This is a genomic window from Streptosporangium sp. NBC_01639 (assembly GCF_045209755.1).
GTDB lineage: Bacteria > Actinomycetota > Actinomycetes > Streptosporangiales > Streptosporangiaceae > Streptosporangium.
On sequence record NZ_CP109272.1, the window covers coordinates 4,727,298 to 4,750,520 of the forward strand.

At 70.2% G+C, this 23,223-nt stretch carries 21 protein-coding genes; 15 read left to right on the top strand and 6 right to left on the bottom strand.

Going from position 1 to position 23,223, the window contains the following annotated elements:
• The first annotated feature begins 99 nt into the window (after positions 1-99).
• The 13 genes from OHA77_RS21640 (at position 100) to OHA77_RS21700 (ending at position 16,666) form a co-directional block, all read left to right on the top strand.
• Positions 100-789, top strand: a complete 690-nt coding sequence (locus tag OHA77_RS21640; protein WP_406311379.1) for a hypothetical protein — start codon at positions 100-102, stop codon at positions 787-789.
• A gap of 229 nt (positions 790-1,018) precedes the next feature.
• The gene (locus OHA77_RS21645) at positions 1,019-3,907 is read left to right on the top strand and encodes a BTAD domain-containing putative transcriptional regulator (protein WP_406311380.1); all 2,889 of its coding nucleotides are present in this window, start codon (positions 1,019-1,021) and stop codon (positions 3,905-3,907) included.
• 339 nt (positions 3,908-4,246) lie between these two features.
• Entirely contained in the window at positions 4,247-5,209 is a 963-nt protein-coding gene (locus OHA77_RS21650; protein WP_326826487.1) for a DUF6772 family protein, read from the top strand.
• Between the two features lie 8 nt (positions 5,210-5,217).
• The gene (locus OHA77_RS21655) at positions 5,218-5,553 is read left to right on the top strand and encodes a hypothetical protein (protein WP_326826486.1); all 336 of its coding nucleotides are present in this window, start codon (positions 5,218-5,220) and stop codon (positions 5,551-5,553) included.
• An 11-nt stretch (positions 5,554-5,564) separates the two neighbouring features.
• Complete coding sequence (locus OHA77_RS21660) at positions 5,565-7,112, top strand: ABC transporter substrate-binding protein (RefSeq protein WP_406311381.1); 1,548 nt, start codon at positions 5,565-5,567, stop codon at positions 7,110-7,112.
• Between the two features lie 33 nt (positions 7,113-7,145).
• Positions 7,146-8,201 (top strand): LacI family DNA-binding transcriptional regulator, encoded by a 1,056-nt coding sequence (locus tag OHA77_RS21665; protein ID WP_406311382.1) that lies wholly within the window; start codon positions 7,146-7,148, stop codon positions 8,199-8,201.
• Entirely contained in the window at positions 8,198-9,124 is a 927-nt protein-coding gene (locus OHA77_RS21670; RefSeq protein WP_406311384.1) for an ABC transporter permease, read from the top strand. The genes OHA77_RS21665 and OHA77_RS21670 overlap by 4 nt, the downstream gene beginning before the upstream one ends.
• Complete coding sequence (locus OHA77_RS21675) at positions 9,121-10,032, top strand: ABC transporter permease (protein WP_406311385.1); 912 nt, start codon at positions 9,121-9,123, stop codon at positions 10,030-10,032. Before OHA77_RS21670 ends, OHA77_RS21675 begins: the two co-directional genes overlap by 4 nt.
• Before the next feature lie 23 nt (positions 10,033-10,055).
• Positions 10,056-11,051 carry an ABC transporter ATP-binding protein gene (locus OHA77_RS21680; protein ID WP_406311386.1) on the top strand — a complete coding sequence of 332 codons (996 nt, stop codon included), beginning with the start codon at positions 10,056-10,058 and terminating at the stop codon, positions 11,049-11,051.
• The gene (locus OHA77_RS21685; protein ID WP_406311387.1) at positions 11,029-12,105 is read left to right on the top strand and encodes an ABC transporter ATP-binding protein; all 1,077 of its coding nucleotides are present in this window, start codon (positions 11,029-11,031) and stop codon (positions 12,103-12,105) included. The genes OHA77_RS21680 and OHA77_RS21685 overlap by 23 nt, the downstream gene beginning before the upstream one ends.
• A gap of 3 nt (positions 12,106-12,108) precedes the next feature.
• Positions 12,109-13,296, top strand: coding sequence for a phospholipase D-like domain-containing protein (locus tag OHA77_RS21690; RefSeq protein ID WP_406311388.1), 1,188 nt, complete (start codon positions 12,109-12,111; stop codon positions 13,294-13,296).
• Between the two features lie 206 nt (positions 13,297-13,502).
• The gene (locus tag OHA77_RS21695) at positions 13,503-15,878 is read left to right on the top strand and encodes a polysaccharide lyase 8 family protein (protein WP_406311389.1); all 2,376 of its coding nucleotides are present in this window, start codon (positions 13,503-13,505) and stop codon (positions 15,876-15,878) included.
• 83 nt (positions 15,879-15,961) lie between these two features.
• Entirely contained in the window at positions 15,962-16,666 is a 705-nt protein-coding gene (locus OHA77_RS21700) for a TetR/AcrR family transcriptional regulator (protein WP_406311390.1), read from the top strand.
• Between the two features lie 166 nt (positions 16,667-16,832).
• On the opposite strand, the gene OHA77_RS21705 is transcribed toward OHA77_RS21700, so the two are convergent.
• The 5 genes from OHA77_RS21705 to OHA77_RS21725 are packed head-to-tail and all read right to left on the bottom strand — an operon-like array spanning position 16,833 to position 20,135.
• The gene (locus tag OHA77_RS21705; RefSeq protein ID WP_406311391.1) at positions 16,833-17,303 is read right to left on the bottom strand and encodes an SAM-dependent methyltransferase; all 471 of its coding nucleotides are present in this window, start codon (positions 17,301-17,303) and stop codon (positions 16,833-16,835) included.
• A gap of 15 nt (positions 17,304-17,318) precedes the next feature.
• On the bottom strand, positions 17,319-18,116 hold the full coding sequence (locus OHA77_RS21710) for an ABC transporter permease (RefSeq protein WP_406311392.1): 798 nt from the start codon (positions 18,114-18,116) through the stop codon (positions 17,319-17,321).
• Positions 18,113-18,880, bottom strand: a complete 768-nt coding sequence (locus tag OHA77_RS21715; protein ID WP_406311393.1) for an ABC transporter permease — start codon at positions 18,878-18,880, stop codon at positions 18,113-18,115. Before OHA77_RS21715 ends, OHA77_RS21710 begins: the two co-directional genes overlap by 4 nt.
• The gene (locus OHA77_RS21720) at positions 18,873-19,787 is read right to left on the bottom strand and encodes an ATP-binding cassette domain-containing protein (protein ID WP_406311394.1); all 915 of its coding nucleotides are present in this window, start codon (positions 19,785-19,787) and stop codon (positions 18,873-18,875) included. The genes OHA77_RS21715 and OHA77_RS21720 overlap by 8 nt, the downstream gene beginning before the upstream one ends.
• A gap of 57 nt (positions 19,788-19,844) precedes the next feature.
• On the bottom strand, positions 19,845-20,135 hold the full coding sequence (locus OHA77_RS21725; RefSeq protein WP_326826472.1) for an antibiotic biosynthesis monooxygenase: 291 nt from the start codon (positions 20,133-20,135) through the stop codon (positions 19,845-19,847).
• Positions 20,136-20,195: 60 nt separating this feature from the next.
• On the opposite strand from OHA77_RS21725, the gene OHA77_RS21730 reads away from it, so the two are divergent.
• Together OHA77_RS21730 and OHA77_RS21735 are read left to right on the top strand one after the other, a co-directional pair.
• Positions 20,196-20,828, top strand: a complete 633-nt coding sequence (locus tag OHA77_RS21730) for a TetR/AcrR family transcriptional regulator (RefSeq protein ID WP_406311395.1) — start codon at positions 20,196-20,198, stop codon at positions 20,826-20,828.
• 105 nt (positions 20,829-20,933) lie between these two features.
• A complete protein-coding gene (locus tag OHA77_RS21735; RefSeq protein WP_406311396.1) occupies positions 20,934-21,794 on the top strand; it encodes a 3-methyladenine DNA glycosylase in 861 nt (286 codons plus the stop codon).
• A gap of 393 nt (positions 21,795-22,187) precedes the next feature.
• Here OHA77_RS21735 and OHA77_RS21740 read toward each other — a convergent pair whose 3' ends face one another.
• Positions 22,188-23,162: a DMT family transporter gene (locus tag OHA77_RS21740; protein WP_406311397.1), complete on the bottom strand. Its 975-nt coding sequence runs from the start codon at positions 23,160-23,162 to the stop codon at positions 22,188-22,190.
• Positions 23,163-23,223: the final 61 nt, after the last annotated feature.

Below are 23,223 nucleotides of genomic sequence, written 5' to 3' on the forward strand. Positions count from 1 at the left end.
TTCGGCGAGCGAGGCGTGTGAGGGATGAATTCCCGTTCCTGAGCGTGCCGAACTCGGGTTCGGCATGTGCACACAGACAGGGAAGGAAGCCGGAAACCCATGAGACGCGCACGTGTCGCACTGCTGGGGGCCATGGGAGCGACCGTCATCATGACCTCGGCGTGCGGCGGAGCCGGAACCGAGGACGCCGCGGTCAGCCAGGCGGCGCCGGCCACGACAGGTGGGGCGACGGAGCGCACGGCGCCCGACACCGCTCCGACCGAGACCCCGGACACGGAGGAGAGCACGTCACCCGAGACCGGCCAGGCCGAGACCGATCAGGCCGAGACCGGCCAGGCCGAGACCGCGGAAGCGGCGACCGCGGCCGGGACCGGACTCAAGGTCGGCGATCGAGCGGTCCTTCCGTACAAGGAGGGCACCGTCGGGGTCACCGTGACCGCCGTCGAGGCCGGCGACCAGCAGGCGTTCGAGCAGCGGTACGGCACGAGGGCGAAGGGGATCGTCCCCTACTACATCCGTTACACCGTCGAGAACGTCGACGGGAGGAAACTGGCGTTCATGTCCGCGCCGTACCTGCAGCTGCTCACCGCCGACGGCAGGTCCACGGGTGCGATAGTGAGCGGAACCACGGACGACTGCAGGCGGGAGTCCGCACCGAAGGACTTCACGAGGGCCGGGGCGACCTTCGAGACGTGCAAGCTGGCGGGCGCCGCCGCCGGTGTCAAGATCGCAGGCGCGAAGTTCGACGAGGGTGACTACCGTAAAAACCCCGTGACGTGGCGACGATGACTCGCTGAACGACGGTGCTGGGCCGCGGGGGCGGCCACCACGTCGGCGGCCCTCCCTCCGCGCCGGCCACGCCGGTCCCGCGCGTTCGATCCGCACCGGGGACACGCCGAAACGAGGTCGGCCGGTTGGGAGATCGGCCCGCCGTCCCGCGCTCCGGTTTTCGGTAGGGTGGCGCCCGGGTTCCCTCAGCGGGAGGCCCGTAGACGATGGCGCAGGGCCTGGAGAGGCATTGGACGGAACGGAGTTTCGACTCCTCGGGTCTGTCGGGATCTGGGGGAAAGACCGCCTGGTCGGGCCTGCCACCGCGCAGCAGCGTTCGGTGCTGGCGATGTTGTTGATGAGCCCGGGCAGGACCGTCTCTGTCGACCGGCTGGTGCAGGCCGTATGGGGGCAGGAGCCGCCGGTGTCGGCCCGCAACGCCATCCAGGGGTACGTATCCCGGCTGCGGCGGGTTCTCACCGTCGTGCCCGATGCCGAGCTGGCCACCTCGCCGCCCGGCTACCGGCTGGATCTCGATCCGACCCGGGTTGATCTGTACCGGTTCCGTGACCTGGTCGCCCAGGCCAGGGCGGCGGACGTCGCGGAGGCGGGTGGGCTGCTCAGGCAGGCGCTGCACCTGTGGCGGGGGCCGCCGCTGGCTGATGTGGCAGGCGGGTGGCTGCACGAGACCTTCGGCACCGTCCTGGAGGAACAGCGCCTGGTCGTCGTCGAGGAGCGCATCGCGATCGACCTGCGGTCGGGCCGGCACCGGGAGTCCCTCGCCGAACTGGCACTGCTGATGAGCGAGCACCCGCTCCGTGAGCGGCTGGTGTGCCTGATGATGTCGGCGCTGTATCAGGAGGGCAGTCGCACCGCCGCGCTGGAGGTCTTCCGTGACGCCAGGAGGAGACTGGTCGAGGAGCTGGGGATCGAGCCGGGTGAGGAGCTCCAGCACCTGCACCGGCAGATCCTCCGGGCCGAGTCCGCCGTGGCGTCGTCCTCGCAGGACGCGCGAGCCGGCCTTGCGCACCTCCCGCGTCGCGACGACCAGACGGTGGCATGGCCGTCCGGCGCTCAGGAGCTCGTGCTGCCGGTGCCCGCCGAGCTCCCCGCCGACGTGTTGTCGTTCACCGGGCGTTCGGCCGAGGTGGCGCGGCTGTGCGACCTGCTCGGCCGCGACGGAGACGGGCCGGCGCGGGTCTACCAGATCAGCGGGATCGGCGGCATCGGCAAGTCCTGCCTGGCCATCCACGTCGCGCAGACGATCGCCGACCGTTTTCCCGACGGCCAGCTCTATGTGAACCTGCACGGCGCCACACCCGAGGTCGAGCCGGTCGACCCGCTGGCCGCACTGGGCCGGATGCTGCGCTCTCTCGGGATGGCGGACTCGGCGGTCCCGGCCGAGGTGGAGGAGGCCGCAGGCCGTTTCCGGTCGTTGACCGACGGCAGGCGGATGCTCATCATGCTCGACAATGCCCGCGACGCGGCACAGGTACGGCTGCTGCTCCCCGGCAGCCCGACCTGCGCCGTGCTGATCACCAGCCGCCGGAGGCTCACCTCGTTCGAAGGCGCCGTGCAGATCCCGCTCGACGTGTTCCCCGCCGGGGACGGGGTCGCCCTGCTGAGCGGCATGGTCGGCGAGGCCAGGATCGCCGCCGAGCCGGCCGCCGCGGCCGACGTGGTGCGGCTCTGCGGTGGCCTTCCCCTGGCGCTGTGTCTGGCCGCGGCGAGACTGAACGCCCGGCCCACCTGGCCCGTGTCGGCGCTGGCCGGACGGCTGGCCGGCACGCGCCGTCGGCTGGACGAGTTGCAGGCGGACGACCGGGCGGTCCGCGCCAGTTTCCAGGGCAGTTACCAGGACCTGCTGACCAGCCCGTACGGCAGGGCGGCGGCACGGATGTTCCGGCTGCTGGGTCTGCTCGACGGCACCGACCTCGGTCTTCCGGTCGCCGCCGCCCTGGCCGGTCTGCCCGAGGAACAGGCCCAGGATCTCCTTGATCACCTGGTTGACGCCCAACTGGTGGACAACCACGCCCCGGATCGGTATCGCCTGCACGACCTGCTGCGCTTGTTCGCGCGCGAACAGGCGATGGAAAAGGAGAGCGAACCGGCCCGGGAGCAGGCCGTACGGCGGGCGCTGCACTGTCATCTGGCCACCGCCCGTACCGCGACGCGTCTACTGAAGGCGTTCCCGCTCCCCTGGCGTACCGGCATCGGACCGCAGGAGCTCTCCCATCCGGGAACGGCGTTGAAGACGCGCGAGGACGTGGACACCTGGGTCGACGCCGAAGGAGAGAACCTGCTGGCCGCCGTCGGCCAGGCGATACGGACGGCGGACGCCGAACTCGCGGTCGCGCTGGCCGCCACCTTCGCCGTCCCGCTGCACGAGCGGGGCCACTGGTCGAAGCAGCTCGCCTTCGGCGAGCTGGCGCTGCAGGCAGCCGAGTGTACGGGGGACGCGCTTCACCAGGCTCTCATCTACGCCGACCTCGGCTGGGCCGAGGTCTGCGTCGGGCGTACGGCTGACGGAGTCGCCCATCTGGAGCGGTCACTCGCCGTCTACCGACGGGTCGGGGACATCGGCCGTGAGGCGACCGTGGTGGACCAGCTCGGCGTCGCCTACCGAGGCATCGGGCGCCTCGACAAGGCCATCGCCAACCACCTGCGTTCGCTTGCCCTCAACCGCGAGCTCAGCCGCTTCGGCGAAGGGGCGAGTCTCGCCCATCTCGGCCTGGCGTACCAGCGTGACGGCCGGTTCGACGAGGCCATCGACGCCCACACCCGGTCGATCGCCATCCTTCGGGAGGTGGGCGCGGCAGCCGATCAGGCAATCGTTCTGGGAAACCTCGCGGAGGCATACCGCCTGGCGGGGGAGCCGGAGCGGTCGGTGACGCATTATCGACGGGCGCTGGGCATCTACCAGGACGCGGGCCATGTCGGGGACTACCGGGAGGCGGAGTTCACCTGGGGCCTCGGCCTCGCGCTCCACGACATCGGCGAGTTCGACGAGGCGTACCGGTGCTGGCATGGATCGGTCATGGTCCTGCACCGTCTCGGGCTCATCACCGCTGAGGAAAGACCCCTCATCGAAGTCGGCGTGCCACCCAGCACGCCGAAGGTGATTCAACGGCAGCTCTGACAGAGCCGGGCTCTCCTGCCGTCCGGGGTGACCCGGGCATCTCCGAGGGTGATTCGGGCGGCGGCGCCGACAGCGGCCGGACTCTGCCGCTACCCGGGGTGACCTGGGCATCTCCCATGTCCGGCGCCGCCGGGGCGACCGCGGAACCGGGCTGCCGGACGGGCCGTGGCCGACCGATCGGTGGGGGCTCCGTACGTTCCATCCCTATCCGTCCTGATTCGTGATGATCTCTTGACATTCGCGGAGACGACAAGTTAGCGTCCTCGAAACCCAAAATTAACGTTCACGTTAACGTTAATCTCGGGTCCGAGAATTATCCACGGGAAGGACGCCTTGAGCGTGGAGACGACCCATGTTCCGGCCAACGAACTACGCCGTGCGCTGATCGCGGCAGATCCCAGACTTTCCAAGTTCAACCCGTTGCCACGCATACTCGCATTCGATGAGTTCAACACCGGGACGCACGGCTGGTGCGAACTCATCGGCAATCACGACGGCCACGGAAACCTCGACACGGTCGATGTGCACATGCGGGACTTCCGGCCGCCGCAGCTCAGTTCGTGCGATTTCTTCGACATCGGCACCCATGGTGCGATGAGCGGCAACTACGCCCTGAAGGTCGCCACCCGGCCGGTGACCGGACACACCGCCGTCGCGATCCGCCGCCTGACCATGGCGCAGCGCGGGGTGGTGCAGTTCGAGACGTACTTCACCTACAAGAGCGAGGCGGCGACCGAGGAGTCGTCGCTCGGCAACAGCTTCGGCGACGTGGTCTGGGACGGGAACCTGCACCCGTCCGAGGCCCAGTTCGGCGCGTTCACCGTGGCCACCGACCTCTGCGACGGCGAGGGCATCCGCTACCACTGCGTCGCGCGCTACCAGAACACCGATCTGGAGAACAAGCTCACCCGGCGCTGGGTCTATCCCGTGGTGCCCGAGCCGACGCCCCGGGACAACCTGCACAACCAGGAGAACCTGAGCCCCACCGAGGACTTCACCGCTCCCGACCCCGAGGACTGGCACGCACTCGACGAGGATCCGCAGTTCCTCTGTTACAACGAGGTCCCCACCAAGGTCAATTGGCATTACCTGCGCTGGCAGTTCGACACCCGCACCCGGACGAACATCGAACTCCAGGTCAATGACCGGATCATGGACATGCGCGATGTCCCCGTTCCGCAATATCCAGACAAGTACGACGGCCTGGAAAACCTGCTGAATTTCTACGTGAGCGTGCGCACCCATTCTCCGGTACGCAACTTTCTTTTCCTTGACTCCGCTCTGATTTCCGTGGATTGGTGAACACCGGCATGAAGCATGCTCTTACCGCCGTTCTGGAGCGCAACACCACTTTCACCGCCGACTTCACGACCGAGCCGTACGAGGCCGGGTGGGCGACGGAAGCGCGCTGGTTCGTGCGGACCCTGGCACTGGAAGGCGACGCGCCCACCCTGCACCTGGCCACCCAGATCTCCCCCGACGGGCTGCACTGGTGCGACGACGAGACCGCCGAACAGGTGACGACAGAGCCGGGCCTGGTGTCCTGGCGGGTGCGTGAGTTCGGCCACTGGCTGCGGTTGCGGGCCTCGCTGCGCGGCGGCGATCCGCAGGCGAAGGTACTGATCTACCTGGCGCTCAAGAGCTGAAAGGGATCGACATGACAGCAACGGAGGGAGTGGACAGGCGACGGTTCCTGGCCCTCCTCGGAGCCGGGGTCGCCGGTGCCTCCCTCCCCACCCTGGTCTCGGGGTGCGCCCCGGGCGGCTCGGGGACAGGGCCGGCGTCGGGCGGGAACCGGCCGCTCAGCGCCGCGTTCTACCAGGCGATCAACGACCTGGACCCGCACGGCGCGAGCGCGGTGGACGAGGCGTCGCTGCTGGCCAACCGGCAGATCTACGACACGCTGGTCGCCAGGGACGGCGACAAGACGGTCCCGGGCCTGGCCACCTCCTGGCGGCAGCCCGACGAGAAGACCTGGGAGTTCACCCTCCGCGACGACGTCACCTTCCACGACGGCACCAAGCTGACCTCGGCCGACGTGAAGGCCTCGCTGGAGCGGCTGGCCGCGTCGGACGGACCGCAGAAACCGCTGTGGGCCGCGCTCGACACCGTCGAGGCGCCCGACCCGCGCACCGTCAAGATCACCACCAAGGATCCGGTCGGCACGCTGCTGGTGAACCTGACGCTGGCCTTCATCCTCCCGGCCGCCCAGCTGGGGAAAGCCGGCTTCTTCCGCAGACCGGTCGGCAGCGGCCCGTTCGCCGTCGAGTCGTTCACCCCCTCCTCGCAGCTTCTGCTCAGACCCGCCGCGCGCTACTGGGGCGGCGCGTCCAAGCTGTCCGGCCTGCGCCTGCCGTACATCCCCGAGGCGTCGACCCGGATGACCTCCCTGCAGAACGGGGAGGTGGACGTCACCTGGATCATCCCGCCGGACGAGCTGAAACGGCTGAGCGGGGTGAACGGCGTGCGGGTCGAGAGCAAGCCGGGGGTGAACTACTTCCTCGCCTGGTTCAATTGCGGCCGCAAGCCGTTCTCCGACGTGCGCGTCCGCCGCGCGCTCCACCACGCGCTGGACGTCAAGAGCATCGTCTCCAACCTGTACGGAGATGCGGCGACGGCCATGGACGCCCCGATCCCGTCCGCGGTCTTCGGCCACGCGGGTCAGCAGCCGTACGAGTACGACCCCGACCTCGCCAGGCGGGAGCTGGCCGAGGCCGGCCACTCCTCGGGGATCCGCACCTCGATGATGTGGTTCAAGGACACCGGACCGCTGGCGACCGAGCTGGCGCAGTCGATCATCTCGGCCTGGGCCGAGGTGGGCGTCACCGTGGAACCGCAGCAGATCGAGAAAGCGGCCTGGATCAAGCGGCTGACCGCCCTGGACTGGGACATCGAGCTCCAGGTGAACACGGTGACCACCGGAGACGCCGACTACACCCTGGGCAGGCTCTACACCAGTGACGCCAACCGGATGGGCTATTCCAGCAAGGAGCTCGACGGCATCCTCGCCGAAGCCCGTTCGACGTCCGACCAGGACAGACGCGAGTCGCTGTACGGCCGGGCATGCGAGATCATCTGGCGTGACGCGGTCGGCGTCTTCCCCGCGGCGCTGTCAAGCACATACGGACTCCGTTCCACCGTGCAGGGATTCGTTCCCGCGGCCAACAGCCAGCCCGCGTTCCGCACGGTGTCGACCGCTCAGTGATGCACATGCGACTCGACACAGTCTGGGGACACCATGCGTGAGGCCCGCCGTACCACCCTGAAGGACATCGCCGTGAGTCTCGGCGTGTCGGTCAACACCGTTTCGCGTGCGCTCGCCGACAAGGACAACGTCGGCGTGGAGACCAGGACCCGCGTCAAGGAGGAGGCCGAACGGCTCGGCTACGTGCCGAACTCCACCGCGCGGTCACTGGTTCTGGGGTCCGCGACCACGCTGGGCATGGTGATCACCAATCCGTCCAACCCGTTCTACGCGCAGCTCATCAGCGCCATGGAGCAGCACTGCCGCAAGCACGGCTACTCGTTGCTGCTCATGGCGACCGAGGAGAACCTGGCCAACGAGCGGCGTGCGGCCGAGGAACTGCTGCGCCGCGGGGTCGACGGCGTCCTCGTGGTGGCGGTGCAGGAGGGCGCCGAACACTGGCGCCGGTTCCGGTCCGCCGGGGTCCCCCTCGTCCTGATCAACCGTGACGTGCCCGAACTGAACACCGATCTCGTGGGCGTCGACCACGTCCGGGGTGGCTACGAGGCCGCCAGGCACGCCATCGCGCAGGGCGCCAGGAAGATCTACTTCCTGGAGGAGGACCTGCGGGTCTCGTCGGTCGCCGACCGCGTCGAAGGCTACCGGAGGGCCATGGCCGAGAGCGGGCTGTCCATGGAGCCGGACAGCGTGATCAAGGTGCCGACCCGGCGGCTGGAGCAGAGCGCCATGCCATGGGATCCGAGTGAGGCGTACCGGCTGGCCCGGGAGGTGCTGCGGACGGAGCAGCGGCCCCTGGCCTTCGTCGCCGGCAACGACTACTTCGCACTCGGCGTGTACCGGGTGGCCGAGGAGGCGGGGCTCAAGATCCCGAAGGACGTGCTGGTCGTCGGGTACGGCGGTCATCCGTTCGCGCCCTATGTGATCCCCACCATGACGACCGTCGAGCTGCCCGCGACGGAGATCGGAGTGTCCGCCGTGGACCACATGCTCCGGCGGCTGAGACGGCCGGCGGCCGGGGGCGCGCCGGAGAAGATCCTCTTGCCGCCCCGGCTGGTCGTACGGGCGTCAAGCGGAGGGAACGGCACATGACCGCCTTCCTCGGGCGCCGGCTGGCGCAGGCCCTGCTCCAGATATGGGGCGCCGTCACCATCGTCTTCATCGCCCTGCGCGTGCTGCCGGGCGACCCCGCCGAGCTGATCCTGGGCAGCCAGGCGACGCCGGAGCAGCTGAAGGAGCTGCGTGCGGAGCTCGGACTCGGAGAACCGCTGCCGGCGCAGTACCTGCATCACCTCCAGGACGTCGTCCGTCTCGACTTCGGCCAGTCGTGGCGGCAGGGCGTGGGCGCTCTCGACGCCTGCCTGGAACGGCTGGGCTCGACCCTGACCCTGTCCGCCTGGGCCATGGTGCTCACGATTGTCCTGGGCTTCCTCGCGGGTTCCTTCGCGGCCCGGCACGCGAATACGGTGGCCGACCACCTGGTCTCGGTCTCCTCGCTGGTCGGTCAGGCGCTGCCGCCCTTCTGGATCGGCATCATGCTTTCGCTGATCTTCGCGCGGTGGCTGCAGATCCTGCCCAGCACGGCGGACGGGACGATGGCGAGCCTCCTGCTGCCCGCCCTCACGCTGGCGCTGCCGTTCGTGGGCTGGCTCGGCCGCCTGGTACGGACCGGAATCCTGGAGGAGATGAACCAGGACTACGTCCGCACGGCCCGCGCCAAGGGGCTGAGCGGCCGGGTGGTCTTCTACGTCCACGTCCTGCGCAACACCCTGGTCCCGGTGGTGACCATGCTCGGCCTGCTCATGGGCTACTTCATCGCCAACGGCGTCATCGTCGAGGTGATCTTCGCCTGGCCCGGGATCGGCTCGCTGCTGGTGGACTCCATCACCTTCCGCGACTACGCCGTGGTCGAGGCCATCCTCACCGTGATCACGGTCTGCTACATCACACTCAACCTGCTGGTCGACGTGCTCTACGCGTACCTCGATCCCAGGATCCAGTTGGAGAACGCATGACGCCGGTGAAACTCCCCGAGCGGAGCGACGGTCCGGCGCCGGACACCGGGCCGCCGTCCGCGGCGGTTCTCCGGCGGCTGGCCGGACTGCCGCTCCGCGCGCACCTCGCCCTCGGGACGGTGCTGCTGTTCGTGGCGGCCGGGCTGCTCGGCCCGATCGTCTTTCCCTTCGACGCCGCCCGGACCAGCCCTCCCGACCGGCTGCTGCCCCCCGGGACCCGGCTGTCCGACGGCGTCGTCGCGTGGCTGGGCACCAACCAGGTGGGCCAGGACATCCTGGCCGAAGTGCTGGCGGGGATGCGTACCTCGCTGACCGTGGCCCTGGTCACCGTGCTCGTCGGCGGTTCGGTCGGTCTGCTGCTCGGTCTGCTGTCGGGATACTTCGGCGGCTGGGTCGACGGGATCGTCTCCCGGATCGGCGACATCCAGCTCGCCTTCCCCAGTCTCCTGCTCGCCATCCTGCTGGCCGGGGTGCTCGGCCCCAGCATGGTGAATGTGATCATCGCGCTCGCGGTGACCCGCTGGGTGATCTTCGCCCGGGTGGTGCGGGGCTCGGCGATCGCGGTCCGCGACCGGGAGTTCGTGGACTCGGCGCGGGTGATGGGCGCCTCGCACGGGCGGATCCTGTTCCACTACATCCTGCCGTCCTGCCTGCCGCCGCTGCTGGTGGCGGCGACCGTACAGGTCGGCCTGACCATGGTCGCCGAAGCCTCGCTGAGCTTCCTCGGCCTCGGCGTGCCGTCCTCCCAGGCGTCCTGGGGGTCGACGATCGCCGAAGGCCGTGACTACCTCGCCTCGGCCTGGTGGATCGCCGCCGCACCCGGTGCCGCCCTGGCACTGGTGGTGGTGAGCATCGGGATCCTCGGCGACCTGCTCCGCGACGCTTCCGACCCGATGACGGAGCTCTGACGATGGCGGGAGGAGCCGATCCGATGACCCCACTGCTGGAGGTCGACGGCCTGGCCGTGGAGTTCGACACGCCCAAGGGCCCGCTGCGGGCGGTCCGGGGAGTGTCCTTCCAGGTCAACGAGGGCGAGACGCTGGCGATCGTCGGTGAGTCCGGCAGCGGCAAGAGCGTGACCGCGCAGACGCTGCTCGGGCTGGTGCCGCTGCGGGCGCGCATCGCCGCCGGCCGCGTCGCGATCGAGGGCCGCGACGTCACGGAACTCCCGGAGCGGGAGTGGCGGAGCCTGCGCGGCGAGCGGATCGCGATGATCTTCCAGGATCCGCTGAGCGCGCTGAACCCGTCGCTGACCGTGGGATACCAGATCGCCGAGATGTTCCGCCGGCACCGGGGCCTCAGCCGGAGGGAGTCCCGCAGCCGGGCGGTGGAGCTCATGACCCAGGTGGGCATCCCGGACGCGGCGCGGCGGCTGGACGACCATCCGCACCGGTTCTCCGGCGGCATGCGCCAGCGCGTGATGATCGCGATGGCGCTCGCCCTCGACCCCGGGCTGCTCATCGCCGACGAGCCCACCACCGCGCTGGACGTCACCGTGCAGGCACAGATCCTGAGGCTGCTCCGGCAGCGCCAGAGAGCCGGGCGGCTGGGAATGATCATCATCAGCCACGACCTCGGGGTGGTCGCACGCGCGGCCGACCGGGTGGCGGTGATGTACGCGGGCCGGATCGTCGAGACGGGCACCGTGGCGGAGGTGTACGAGCGCCCCGCCCACCCGTACACCCTGGGCCTGATGCGGGCGGTGCCCACCCTGCGTGACGACGGCGCCCCACTGGAGGCGATCGACGGCCACCCACCCGATCTCGCCGCGCCGCCCACCGGCTGCTCCTTCCATCCCCGCTGCCCGTTCGCCCGGGACAGATGCCGGGAGGTCGAGCCGGAACCACGCGAGCTGGGCCCGCAGCGGGCCGCCGCCTGTCACTTCGCAGAGGAGATGATCGCTGGTGTCCACACCGGTGCTCGCTGAGCCGGAGACCCGGGACGACGACGGCACGCCCCTGCTGGAACTGGCCGACCTGGTCACCGGCTACCGCCTGCGCCGCGGAATCGGCCGCTCCGGCGGCGAGATCCGCGCGGTGGCCGGGGTGAGCCTCACCGTACGGGCCGGAGAGACCGTCGGCCTGGTCGGCGAATCCGGCTGCGGCAAGTCCACGGTCGCGCGGACCATCGTCGGCCTGGTGCGTCCCTCCGGTGGCCGGGTGCTCTTCGAGGGGCGCGACCTGGGGACGCTGCCGGCCAGGGAGATGCGCCGGCTCCGCCAGGACGTCCAGCTGATCTTTCAGGACCCGTACGCCTCGCTCAACCCGCGGATGACCGTCGCCGCGCTGCTCAAGGAGGCATGGCGGATCCACCCCGGACTCGTGCCGCGGGAGCAGTGGGACGACGAGGTGCGGAGCCTGCTGGGCCGCGTCGGTCTCCGTCCCGAGCACGCCGAGCGGTACCCGCACCAGTTCTCCGGCGGCCAGCGGCAGCGCATCAGCATCGCCCGGGCCCTCGCCGTACGGCCGCGGCTGATCGTCTGCGACGAGGCCGTGTCCGCCCTCGACGTCTCGGTCCGGGCGCAGGTCCTGAACCTGCTCGGGGACCTGCAACGCGATCTGGGAGTCGCGTATCTGTTCATCTCCCACGACCTCGGCGTGGTCCGCCACATCTGCGACCGGGTCGCGGTGATGTACCTGGGCAAGATCGTCGAGATCGGTTCGAAGGAGAGCGTCTACCGGAACCCGTCCCATCCGTACACCCAGGCGCTGATGTCGGCGGCGCCGAGCCTCGACGACTGGCGGGACGAGGAACGGCACGAGATCGTCCTGCAGGGAGATGTTCCCTCACCGTTGGCCCCGCCTTCAGGCTGCCGTTTTCGAACACGCTGCTGGCGGGCCCAGGATCGATGCAGGGACGAGGAACCGACACTGATCGATCGCGGCACCGGCCACCCGGTGGCCTGCCATTTCCCCGAGCCCGTCCCATCCCAGCCGGCTGTGGTGAACGACACGGATCCCAGCCGTCCCCTGAAGGAGTGATCCATGCCCCGTACGTTCCTGTCCGTGCTGACGGCCGCCGCCGTCGTGACCGCGTCCGCCCTCGCCGGCAGCGGCACGGCCATGGCGAGCAGCACCACCTGCGCGGACGCACCGGCCACCCGGGTCACCACCGGCGCGGTCTTCAGCGAGCCGGCGGGCGGCGACCCGGCCGCCATCGTGCGGACCCTCTGCGGCCTGATCCACCAGACCCCCTCCGGCGCCCGGATCCAGGTCGCCCACTTCGTCATGTCCGGCACGGCTGGCACGGACTTCGCCGCGGAGCTCATCAAGGCGCACCGGCGCGACGTCGAGGTGCAGGTCGTCCTGGACGGCGACACGCGTGGCGCTGCCGTGGCCGCGCAGCTGGCCGCCGAACTGGGCACGGACACCTCGGCGGGTTCCTGGCTGCACGTCTGCTCCGGCCCGCCGTCGGGTGGCACGGCGGCCTGTATCGGCGACAAGGGCCAGCACAACAAGTTCTACCTGTTCTCCCGGTCCGGTGGGGCCTCCGACGTGGTGGTGCAGTCGTCCGCCAACCTCACCGACCTGAACTCCTCGACGTACTGGAACAACGCGGTGGTCCTCCCGGGGAACCGGCGGCTGTACAAGGCGTACGACGGCTACTTCAAGGACCTGGCGGCCGAGCGGAAGGACCCCGACTACTACCGCGTCACCACGACCGGGGCGGCCGGCGGCTCGGTACGGGCCTACTTCTTCCCGAGGGCGGGGACGGACGCCTCCACCGACACCATCGTCGAGAGCCTCGACAAGGTCTCCTGCCGTGGCGGCACGACCCTCCGCGTCGGGATGTCGGAGTGGGACACCTATCGCATCGCCGTTCCGGAAAGGCTCCGCGACCTGGCCGCGCAGGGCTGCTCGGTCAAGATCGTCTACGGCATCATGGACGACGAGGTGAAGAAGGTCCTGCTGGCGGAGCCGCGCATCGAGCTGCGCACCCTGGGCGACGGCAGCGCGCTGCCCGGCCGGATCCACTCCAAGTACCTGCTCGTCGAGGGCTCCTACGACGGGGACCGAAACGCCCACTGGGTCTTCACCGGCAGCCACAACTACATCGAGACCTCGCTGCGCCGGAACGACGAAGTCCTGCTGCGGCTCAACAACAAGGCCGTCTACCGGCAGTACGTCGAGAACTTCGACAGGATGCGCGCCGTGGCCGCACCGGTCTCCTGACCCACCGCGGACCGGGCGGGGACCGGACACCGACGCCACCCCGCCCGGCGGTCCCGGCCTTCCGTGCCGCACCGGAGCGCGGTCGTCACCCCGCCCGGCAGCCGGCCCGTGCCGGACGGCAAGCCCGTCCGCCGAGGGCGCTCCGGCAGGGGAAGGGTACGGCGTGGCGTCCGGGGCAGAAGCGATTGCCCCCTGACAATTTAGGAGTGAACGGATATTCCAGGCGATTATTTCTCCAGTTCAGCGGCATCGCCGCCGCTGGAGCACTGATCGTGACGGATGCCGGGCGCACGGCGGCCGGAGCACCGGTCCCTGCCGCATACCCGGGAGGCGATCCCTTCGCCCCGCTGCGCCGCCGCTGGCGGGACGTGACGGCGGGCTCGGGATTCGATCCGGCGGCCGAGCCGTACCGGGCCCGGCTGGCGAGACTGGGGGCGACGGCGGCCGGATACCGGCGCACCATGGCGCCGGCCGGCATGTCGCTCTGGCCCGAGCTGGCGTTCCCCTCCTTCACCGACACCCCGGAGCGGCTGCGGACCATGGCCCGCGCGTACGCCCTGCCGGGGACCGGCCTGACCGGTGACGCGGATCTCGCCGCAGCCGTCGCCGGCGGCATCGACCACTACCGGCGGCGGGTGTACGCCGCGGACGCGGACCCGGCCGGCAACTGGTGGCACTGGCAGATCGGCACCCCCAGGACCCTCCTCGACGCGGCCGTGCTGATCGGTCCGCACCTGACGGACCGGCAGGGTGGGGCGTTGGGGGAAGCGGTGGACCACTTCCTCCCCGAGTGCCGTCTGAGCGACTACAGCGGGACCAGCACCGGGGCCAACCGGGTGGACCTGTGCACGGTGACGCTGCTGCGCGCCATCCTCGGATCCGATCCGGAGAAGGCCGCACTGGCCACCTCGGCGCTCTCCCCGGTCTTCCGCTACGTCTCCGAGGGCGACGGAATCTACCGGGACGGCTCGTTCGTCCAGCACACGTACGTCCCCTACCAGGGCACCTACGGAGCGGTGCTGCTGTCCGGACTCGCGACGCTGTTCGCGGTGCTGCGCGGCTCGCCGTGGGAGGTCACCGACCCGGACCGGCAGATCGTCTTCGACAGCGTCGAGAGGTCGTTCGCGCCGTTCGTCCACGACGGCCTCTGCATGGATCTGGTCAGCGGCCGCGGGATCGACAGGGAACCGTACGGTGACCACCGGCGGGGACGCGGGATCGCCTCCTCGATCCTGCTGCTGGGGGAGGCGGCCTCCGCCGCCGAACGGGCCCGCTGGCAGGGCATGGTCAAGGGGTGGGCGCTGCGGGACACCTGCGTGCCCATGCTCGGCGCGGCCGAGCGCGGCGACCTGGGCTTCCACGCCCGCCTCGCCGCGGTGCTGGACGACGACGCGACCCCCGCCGCCGACGAGCCCGCCGGGCACCGGCTGCTGGCGATGAGCGCCCGCGCCGTCCATCGCCGGCCGGGCTGGTGCGCGGGGCTCAGCATGGCCTCCTACCGGATCGGCCACTACGAGCACGGCAACGGCGAGAACCTGCGTGGCTGGCACACCGGTTCGGGAATGCTCTACTGGTGGGGCGAGGGCCACGGCGACCAGTATTCCGACTCCTTCTGGTCCACCGTCGACCCCTACCGCCTGCCGGGCACGACCGTCTCCACCCGCCGGCTGGCCGACGGCGCCGGTAAGGGGTGGGGCGACACCTGCCCGCCGGGCCGCTGGGTGGGCGGTGCCACCGACGGCGTGTACGCGACGGTCGGCCAGCACCTGAACGGCTTCGAGAGCACGACGGAGGCCTTCAAGTCGTGGTTCTTCCTCGACGACGCGGTGGTCTGCCTGGGCGCCGCGATCACCGGCGGGGACGGCGTACCGGTCGAGACCATCGTGGACAACCGAAGAACCGACGCACCCCTCATCGTGGACGACAGGGCGGGCTGGGCGCACCTGAGGGGACACGGCGGCTATGTCCTGCCCGGGGGCGCCCGACTGCGCACGCTGCGCGAGGAGCGCACCGGCGGTCCGGCTCCGGTGACCCGGAGCTATGTGACCCTCTGGCTCGACCACGGTGTGGACCCCGACGCGGCCGGTTACGTCTATCTGCTCATGCCGGGTGCGAGCCTGGCGGAGACCCGGGCCCGCGCCGCCGACCCCGGCTGGGCGCACGTGCTCGCCAACACGGCCCGCCGGCAGGGTGTCCGGATCCCGTCACTCGGGATCACCGCTGTCAACTTCTGGAACGACGGGGCCGTCGGCGGCCTGGCCGTCTCCGCTCCCTGCGCGGTCCTGGTCAGGGAGCACGGTGACGGTACGGCCACGCTGGCCGTGTCGGATCCGCGGTCCGTCCTGAGCGGGCTGACCGTGACCTGGGACCGGCCGGTGGCCGAGGTGCTCCGCGGGCACTCGCTCCTGGCGGGCGCCTCGACCGGGGCGAGGCTCACGCTGGCCTTCGGGCGGCTGGCGGACCTGGGCGGCGGCTCGAAGACGGTCACCGTACGCCTCGACCGGGGTCCTGCGCCCGGGGTCCGCCTCGGCGGTTTCGGGCGGATCCCCCGGCAGGGACGGGACGGCCCACGGCCGAGGTGACGTCGGCGCCCGGTGATTGAACAAAGTGCAAGTCAACTCTTGAACTTTGTGCAAATCGGGGACGCGTGTCCTATCGTGGGTGCATGCCGCGCGACACGCTGACCCGGGACCAGATCGTCCAGACCGCCATCGAGCTCCTGGACGCCGAAGGTCTGGAGGGCTTGAACATGCGCAGCCTGGGCAAGCGGCTCGACTCCGCCGCGACGGCGGTCTACTGGCACGTCAAGAGCAAGGACAATCTCGTCGTGCTCGCCGGTGACCAGGTCTGGAACGAGATCAGGCTGCCCGACCTCAGCGCGGTCGGCTGGCGGAGCGCGGCCACGTCGGCGGCCACCGATCTGTACGCGATGTTCACCAGGCACCCGTGGCTGGTGAACGCGCTGGCCTCCCACCTGTTCCACGGCCCCGGCAAGGCACGCCATGACGACCACAGTCTCGCGATCTACGAAGCGGCCGGATTCGCCGGTGCGGAGGCAGACCAGGCGGCGGCCACCGTCTTCATGTTCGTGCTCGGCAATGCCCTGGGCGAGTCGGCCACGGCTTCGCTGACACGGCGGCTGAGCCGGGACGGCGGTGATCCGGAGGAGCTGATCCGCGACACCATGGCGAAGGTGACCGAAGTCGCGATGCAGTTCCCCCGGTTGCGCGCCCGCCTCGAAGCGGCGGCGGTCGCCGACTACGGTGCGGCACCTGACAACAGCTTCGAGTTCGGCCTCCAGGCCATCTTCGACGGCCTCGAAGCTCAACTCGCTGCCCGCCGCGCGCCGGCCGGCCGGGACGCGCGCTAGCCACCCGGCACGCCGGCAGAGAACTCACCCGCCCGGACGCCGTCGATGCCACCGCGCAGCCGGCAGGGCCGGCTGCGGCCGGGCACGAGGTGGCGAGGCGACCGGGAGGCCGTGTCCTCCGGGCCTGGTCGATCACTCGGCAGGGCTGCGGCAAGCCGCCGGAGCCTCAGTAATAGCGGCTCATGAGCTCGGTGGCCCAGGCCGGCTGGGTGACCGGATGGCGGGGGGCGAACTCGACCAGGTACGGCTTGATATCCAGGATCGGTGAGCCTGAAAGTGCGTCCAGGTCGGCGACGTGCAGATTCAGGCCGTCCACGGCGAGCAGCCGGCAGCGGGAGACGCCAAGGCGGTTGGGCCGGTACGGCCCGCGGTGGGCGAAGACCCCCAGGGGCGCCGCGCTCGGGTTGCCCCTTGGGGGACGGGGCTCGCTGGGCACGGTGACCGGGTCGATCCGGTCGAAGAGGAAGACGACCTCCAGGTGGGAGAAGTGCTCCAGGCCGAGCACCGCCGAGGCGGTGAAGGACTCGTCGTCCAGCCGGATCACGGCTCGCACGTCGTGCCAGTCGTCCTCGACCATCTCGCTGCGACCGCCCACGACCTGCCCGACTGGTCGCAGGCTCACGGGGTCCGTTGTCATGGTGATCTCCAGTTTCTAGTAGCGGCCGAGGGTACCGCGGTGCCGGGCGAGGTGTTCGAGCCGGTTGAACAGGATCACCCCGGCGGCCGTGATGAGCAGCGGCTGGGTCAGCAGCCACCCCAGGCCCCACCCGGTCGGGAGGGCGGCCAGGGAATGGCCGCCGAGCAGGATGTCGCGCATCGCCTCGATGCCGGGTGCGATGGGGACCACCAACCGGCTGAGGAAGGCGATGGAGTCGGGCATGGCGGCCAACGGGACCAGGGTGCCGCCGGCGATGGCGTAGACGGCCACGGACAGCTGCGTAATGATCTCGATGCGTTTGAACACCAGGGTCAGGCCGCACAGGATGAGAGCCAGCCCGCAGGTGCCCAACACGATGGCGGCCAGCGGCACGATCACCTGCGCGTCGAAGGGCGGCGACCCGCCCTGGACGGTGATCGCGACGGCACCGGTGGCCAGTACGGCCAGCGCGGTGGGCAGTGCCGAGATCACGGCGGCGACCTGACGGCCGAGGATGCTCGCGGCCGAGGGCAGCGAGGTCAGGTAGGTCTGCTCCAGCACCCCGGACTGGATGTCACCCAGATAGCTCCAGAACACCCGGTTGACCTGCTCGTGGATGAAGGTCAGCGCCACCATGCCGAGCAGCACCGGCAGCAGCAGGTCCGCACGCAGCTGCCCGCGTCCCATGAACAGCACGATGAGCAGGTAGAACAGCGGGAATGTGATCATTTCCATGAGGCCTTCGCGCCATCCGGCGGCGAGGCTGAGCAGGCCCTTGCGGACCTCTGCGGCGAATCCGCGCGCGAAGTTCATGACGACTCCTGCAGGGCTCGGCGGTGGTTGCGGACGAACACCAGGCCGGCGGTGGCGGTGAGGGCGAGGGTGTGGGCCAGCAGCCAGGGCAGGGTTCCGCCGGTCCAGACCTCGGCCAGGGCCCGGCCCTCGAACAGCGTCTGGGTGATCGCCTCGATGCCCAGCGTGGTGGGCAGGACTCTGGCCAGTACGGCCAGCCAGTCCGGATAGAAGGCCAGGGGCAGGAAGGAGCCGTTGAGCAGCAGCACCAGCGAGGTGAGCAGCGACTGCAGGGCGCCGATCATCGGGGAGACCAGGGCGAGGGCGGCCAGCAGGAAGGTGAAGGCCAGCACGTTGACCCCCAGCAGTACGGCGGGCAGGAGCGCCGCCCAGCGCAACGGGATCGCGATCTGGGCCGCCAGCATCGGCACGAGGGCGGCGACGGCGGCCACCGCCAAGCCGAACACCGAGGCGGTGATCAGTCGGCCGATCATCGGCAGCCACGGCGGCGCCGTGGTCATCTGGGCCTGGGCGAAAGTGCCGGCGCGTTTCTCCTCGATGAGGTCGGCCACCATCACCAGAGCGGCGTACTGCAGGAACCAGTAGCCGCCGATCGCGACCAGGGTCTGCGGCAGCAGGTCCTGCCGCAGTTCGCCCTGGCCCAGGACGAACTGCAGGCCGAGGTACATCATGGTGCTGATCAGCAGGGTGATGACGTGTCCGATGGGGTGGGCCAGTTGAACGCGCAGGCCCTTGCCGATCTCCGCACCCAGGACGTCAAGCATGGGACGGCTCACTCACCAGAGCGAGGAACACGTCCTCCAGGTCGGGCTGCACCTGGGTCAGCGACTCCAGGACGGCCCCCTGCGTGCGCAGGCGCTCGACCACGTCGTACACCTCTGCCGGATCGCTCACCCGCACGCTGATCGTGGTGACGCCCTCGCGGGTGACGCCGTCGAACCCGGGTGGCGCCGCTCCTTCGATGCGAATCTCGTACCGGTCGCGTTCACGGAAGCCGGCCAGCAGCTCATGCGTGGGCAGGTCGGCCACGAGCCGTCCCTGGCGCATGACGGCCACCCGGTCGCACAGCTCCTGGGCCACGTCCAGCTGGTGGGTGGTGAGCAGGATGGTGGTGCCGAGCTCGTGAGCCCGCTCGGCGATCCAGTCCTTGACCGTGCGGGTGGCCTCGACGTCCAGGCCGAGCGTCGGCTCGTCCAGGAGCAGGATCGGCGGATCGGCGATCAGGGCGACGGCGATCGCGACCTTCTGCTGCATGCCGCGCGAGAAGCCACCGACCTTGTCATCGCGCCGCTCCCACAGGCCCAGGTCAGTCAGCAGGTCTCGGGAACGCTCCGCGACCCGGGCCTTGCGCAGGCCTTTGAGCCGCCCGAAGTACATCAGGTTCTGCCAGGCCGACAGGCTCCAGTAGACATTGCGCGAGCCCTCCAGCACGGCGCCGAACTGCGCCATCGCGGCCGAACGCTGCCGGGCCACGTCGAAGCCGCCCAGCCTGACCTGACCGGAGGTGGGGGTCAGCAGCCCGGCCAGCATCTTGATGGTGGTGGTCTTGCCCGCGCCGTTCGGTCCCAGGAAGCCGAACACCGATCCGGCGGGCACCCGCAGCGACACCTCGTCGACCGCCCGGACCTGCGCCGAGCCGTACACCTTGGTCAACGCGTCAATCTCGATCATGACATCTCCTTGGGGAGGGGGCACCCGGCCCCGGAAACCCGGGGCCGGGACAGGCGGTCAGAGCTCGGCCAGGACCTCGATGTCCTCCGCGGTGACGTCGCGAACCAGCGCGAAAGCCTCGGTGGCCGCGGCGGTGGCGGGCGCGGCCTGGCGGGCCGCCCGCAGGCTGGCGGCCGAATCCCAGCGCCAGACGCCGACCCACGTCTCGTCGTCGAGCCGGCCGAGGCGCGCCTCGGTGAGTCCGGGCAGCGTGGTTCTGAGCGCGGTGACCAGAGCGGCGTGCCGGGCCCGAACCTGCTCTGCGTCGGCGGGATCGGCATGGAAACGGGTGATGCTGATCAACGGCATGACTGGATCCATTCTCTAGAGTCGACTTCTAGTGACTGAATCTAGAGATAGACTCCAGCTATGAGTGATGTCAAGCGGACGAGCAAGCGGGCGCAGAAGGCGCAGGAGACGCGCCGACGCATCCTGGAGGCGGCGCTCGAGCTGTTCGTGCAGGACGGATACGGCGCGACGAACCTGCAGGACGTCGCCGGCAGGGCCGGAGTCGCGGTGCAGACGATCTACTTCGTCTTCGGCAACAAGCGGACCCTGCTGAAAGAACTGGTCGACGTGACGATCGCGGGTGACGACGAGCCGATGGCCACCATGGACCGGCCGTGGTACACCGGCGCGCTGGCCGCCGGAACAGCCCAGGACATGCTCCGCGCCTACGTCGCGGGCACGGTCTCGATCCTGGGGCGGGTCGCGCCGATCGGCAGGGTCCTGGACGGGGCGGTCGCGAGCGACCCCGAGGTCGCCGACCTGTGGCCGCAGAGCGTCGATCCGCGATACGTCGTCCAGCAGAGGGCGGCCGAGGCGCTCGCCGTCAAGCCGGGCGCACGGGCGGATGTGTCGGTGGACGAGGCCGCCGACCTGCTGTACGGCCTGCTCAGCCCCGAGCTTTACCTGCTGTTCGTCCGCGAGCGCGGCTGGTCGGCTGAGCGCTGGGAGCGGTGGGTCGGCGAGACTCTGCACGCCCAGCTCTGCTCCGATTAGGCCGGCCGGCGCGACAGGCGGCGGTCCTGGCGCGAGCCGTACCGGTCGCGCCGCGATGGCGGCGCGGACGTCCGGCCACCATCGGCCCGCGCGTACCATTCAGCGATGGAGGTTCTGGAGCCGGAGGAGTGGCAGGCCCGGGCGGAGGCCCACCGGCACCGGGTCGAGGCATGGGCGGCGCCGCATCTGGCGCGCAGGGCGCGGGGCGAGGCCCATCCCATCGAGGACTTCCTGTTCACCTACTACGGGCACCGGCCGGCACGGCTGCGGCAGTGGCATCCGGGCGCCGGGGTGGTCCTGAAGGGGGCGAGCGGCTTCGGCCGCGACTACCTCGACACCTCCGAGGGGGCCACGCTCGACACCGGGGCGCTGATGGACAGGCGCGGGCCCGCCGTCGAGTGGATCGCCCGGCTGCTGGCCGCCACCGCGGCACGACCGGCGTTTCTGGGCTGCTTCGGCCTGCACGAGTGGGCGATGGTCTACAAGACCGTGGAGGTACGGCACGGCGCCTGGCCGCTGCGGCTCAGCGGGGAGGAGATTGCGGAAGTCGTGGAGCAGCGGGGCGTGCGGTGCGGCCATTTCGACGCGTTCCGCTTCTTCACCCCTGAGGCGCGCCCGCTCAACGCACTGCAGCCGACACGGGAGCGGCAGCAGGAACTGGAGCAGCCGGGCTGTTTACACGCCAACATGGACCTGTACAAGTGGGCGTACAAGCTGTCACCGCTGGTGAGCGGGGAACTGGTCGCCGACTGCTTCATGCTGGCCCGTGACATTCGCGCCGTGGACATGCGGGCCAGCCCGTACGACCTGAGCTCGCTCGGCCAGCGGGCGATCCGGATCGAGACGCCCGAAGGGCGAGCCGAGTACGCCGCCGAGCAGCGGGGGTTCGCCGAGCGGGCACGGCCGCAGCGGCAGCGTCTGCTTGACGCCTGCGAACGACTGCTCGCCGGCACCCGCCGCCCCTGACCCGCCGCTCCTGCTCCTGCCCCTGACCCTGACCCGCCGCCCCTGACTCGCAGCCCCCGACTGCCGCCCCTGATCTGCCACTCCTGACCCGCTGCCTCCAACCCGCGGTGCCGTGCGCGAGGACTTGGTGCTGGAGACCGTCCGCTGAGACGTGGGCGCTGCCCGGCCGCACCGAGGTCGCGCCGGTTCGCTGGTACACGTCGAGGAAATCGACCCCCGCGACCGAGACTCTCACCAGGACCTGGTGCGGCCCCGGTTCGGGTCGCTCGATGTCGACCTCCCGGAGGACGTTGGGGCCTTCGAACATCTCGACGGCGATCGCTTTCACGGGTGCTCCTTCGTCACCACGGCCGGAGTGAGACCTGGCCGTACCTCATCTTGGGGGGACGCGTTCTAGCTGACCGTGACCGACTGTTTCGGGCTGGGGGTGTCGGCTCGGTTCGGCTCTCGGCGTGGCACGTCGCCGTGTCGCCCGGGGCGTTTGCGTCGCAGCTGCAGGACAGCCACGGACGACAGCACCAGCAGCCCACCCGCCCACTGGACGGGGCTGAGGATCTCTCCGAGCGTGAGCGCCGCCAGCGCCGTGGTGACGACCGGTTCGAACGTCGACAGGATGGCCGCCGTCGACGGTCCCGTGCGCCGCAGTCCGGCGAAGAAGGTCAGCATCGCCAGGACGGTGGACACGACGGCGATGCACGCGAGCCAGAACCAACCCTGCCATCCGAAGACGAGGTCCGTCCCGTCCGTCACCAGTGCGCGGACGGCCATGGTGAGGGCGGCCCCGGTCATCACCAGCGCGGCCAGCATCACCGGTGGCAGCCGGTGCACGACGGTGTCCGCGACGAGGATGTAGACGGTGTAGGTGGCGGCGGCACCGAACGCCAGGGCCGCGCCGAGCGGGTGGAAGGTGACCTCACCGGTGCCCAGCAGGACGAGTAGCGTCCCGCAGGAGGCGACCACCAGCGCCGCGCAGCGTCCGGGTGTCAGACGGTCCCGGCCGAGGAGTGCGGCGGCGAGGGTGACCAGCAGCGGGTAGGTGTAGAAGACCAGGGACAGCAGCGAGGCGTCCATGAGTTCCAGCGCGGAGAAGTACAAGCCGGCCTGGGCGGCGTATCCGACGACACCCAGACCCAGGGCGGTCACCAGCACCGCCGGTGTGCTTCGTGTCGCCGCTGTCCGGTCGGGGATCACCGGGTCGCGGCGCAGACCCGGCCGCAGAAGCAGCAGCATCCCCAGCAGCACGGCGCTCAGAGCGAAGCGCACCAGCAGCAGCGCACCGGGCGAGACGCCTGCCGCGTACGCGAGCTTCCCGAAGATCGCCATGGCGCCGAAACACGCGGCGGACAGAAGGCACAGAGCTGGACCCATGCCGTCCAGCATCGACGCCACAACACTTCGAGTCCAGCGACGATTCCTGGGTGTCATTCAT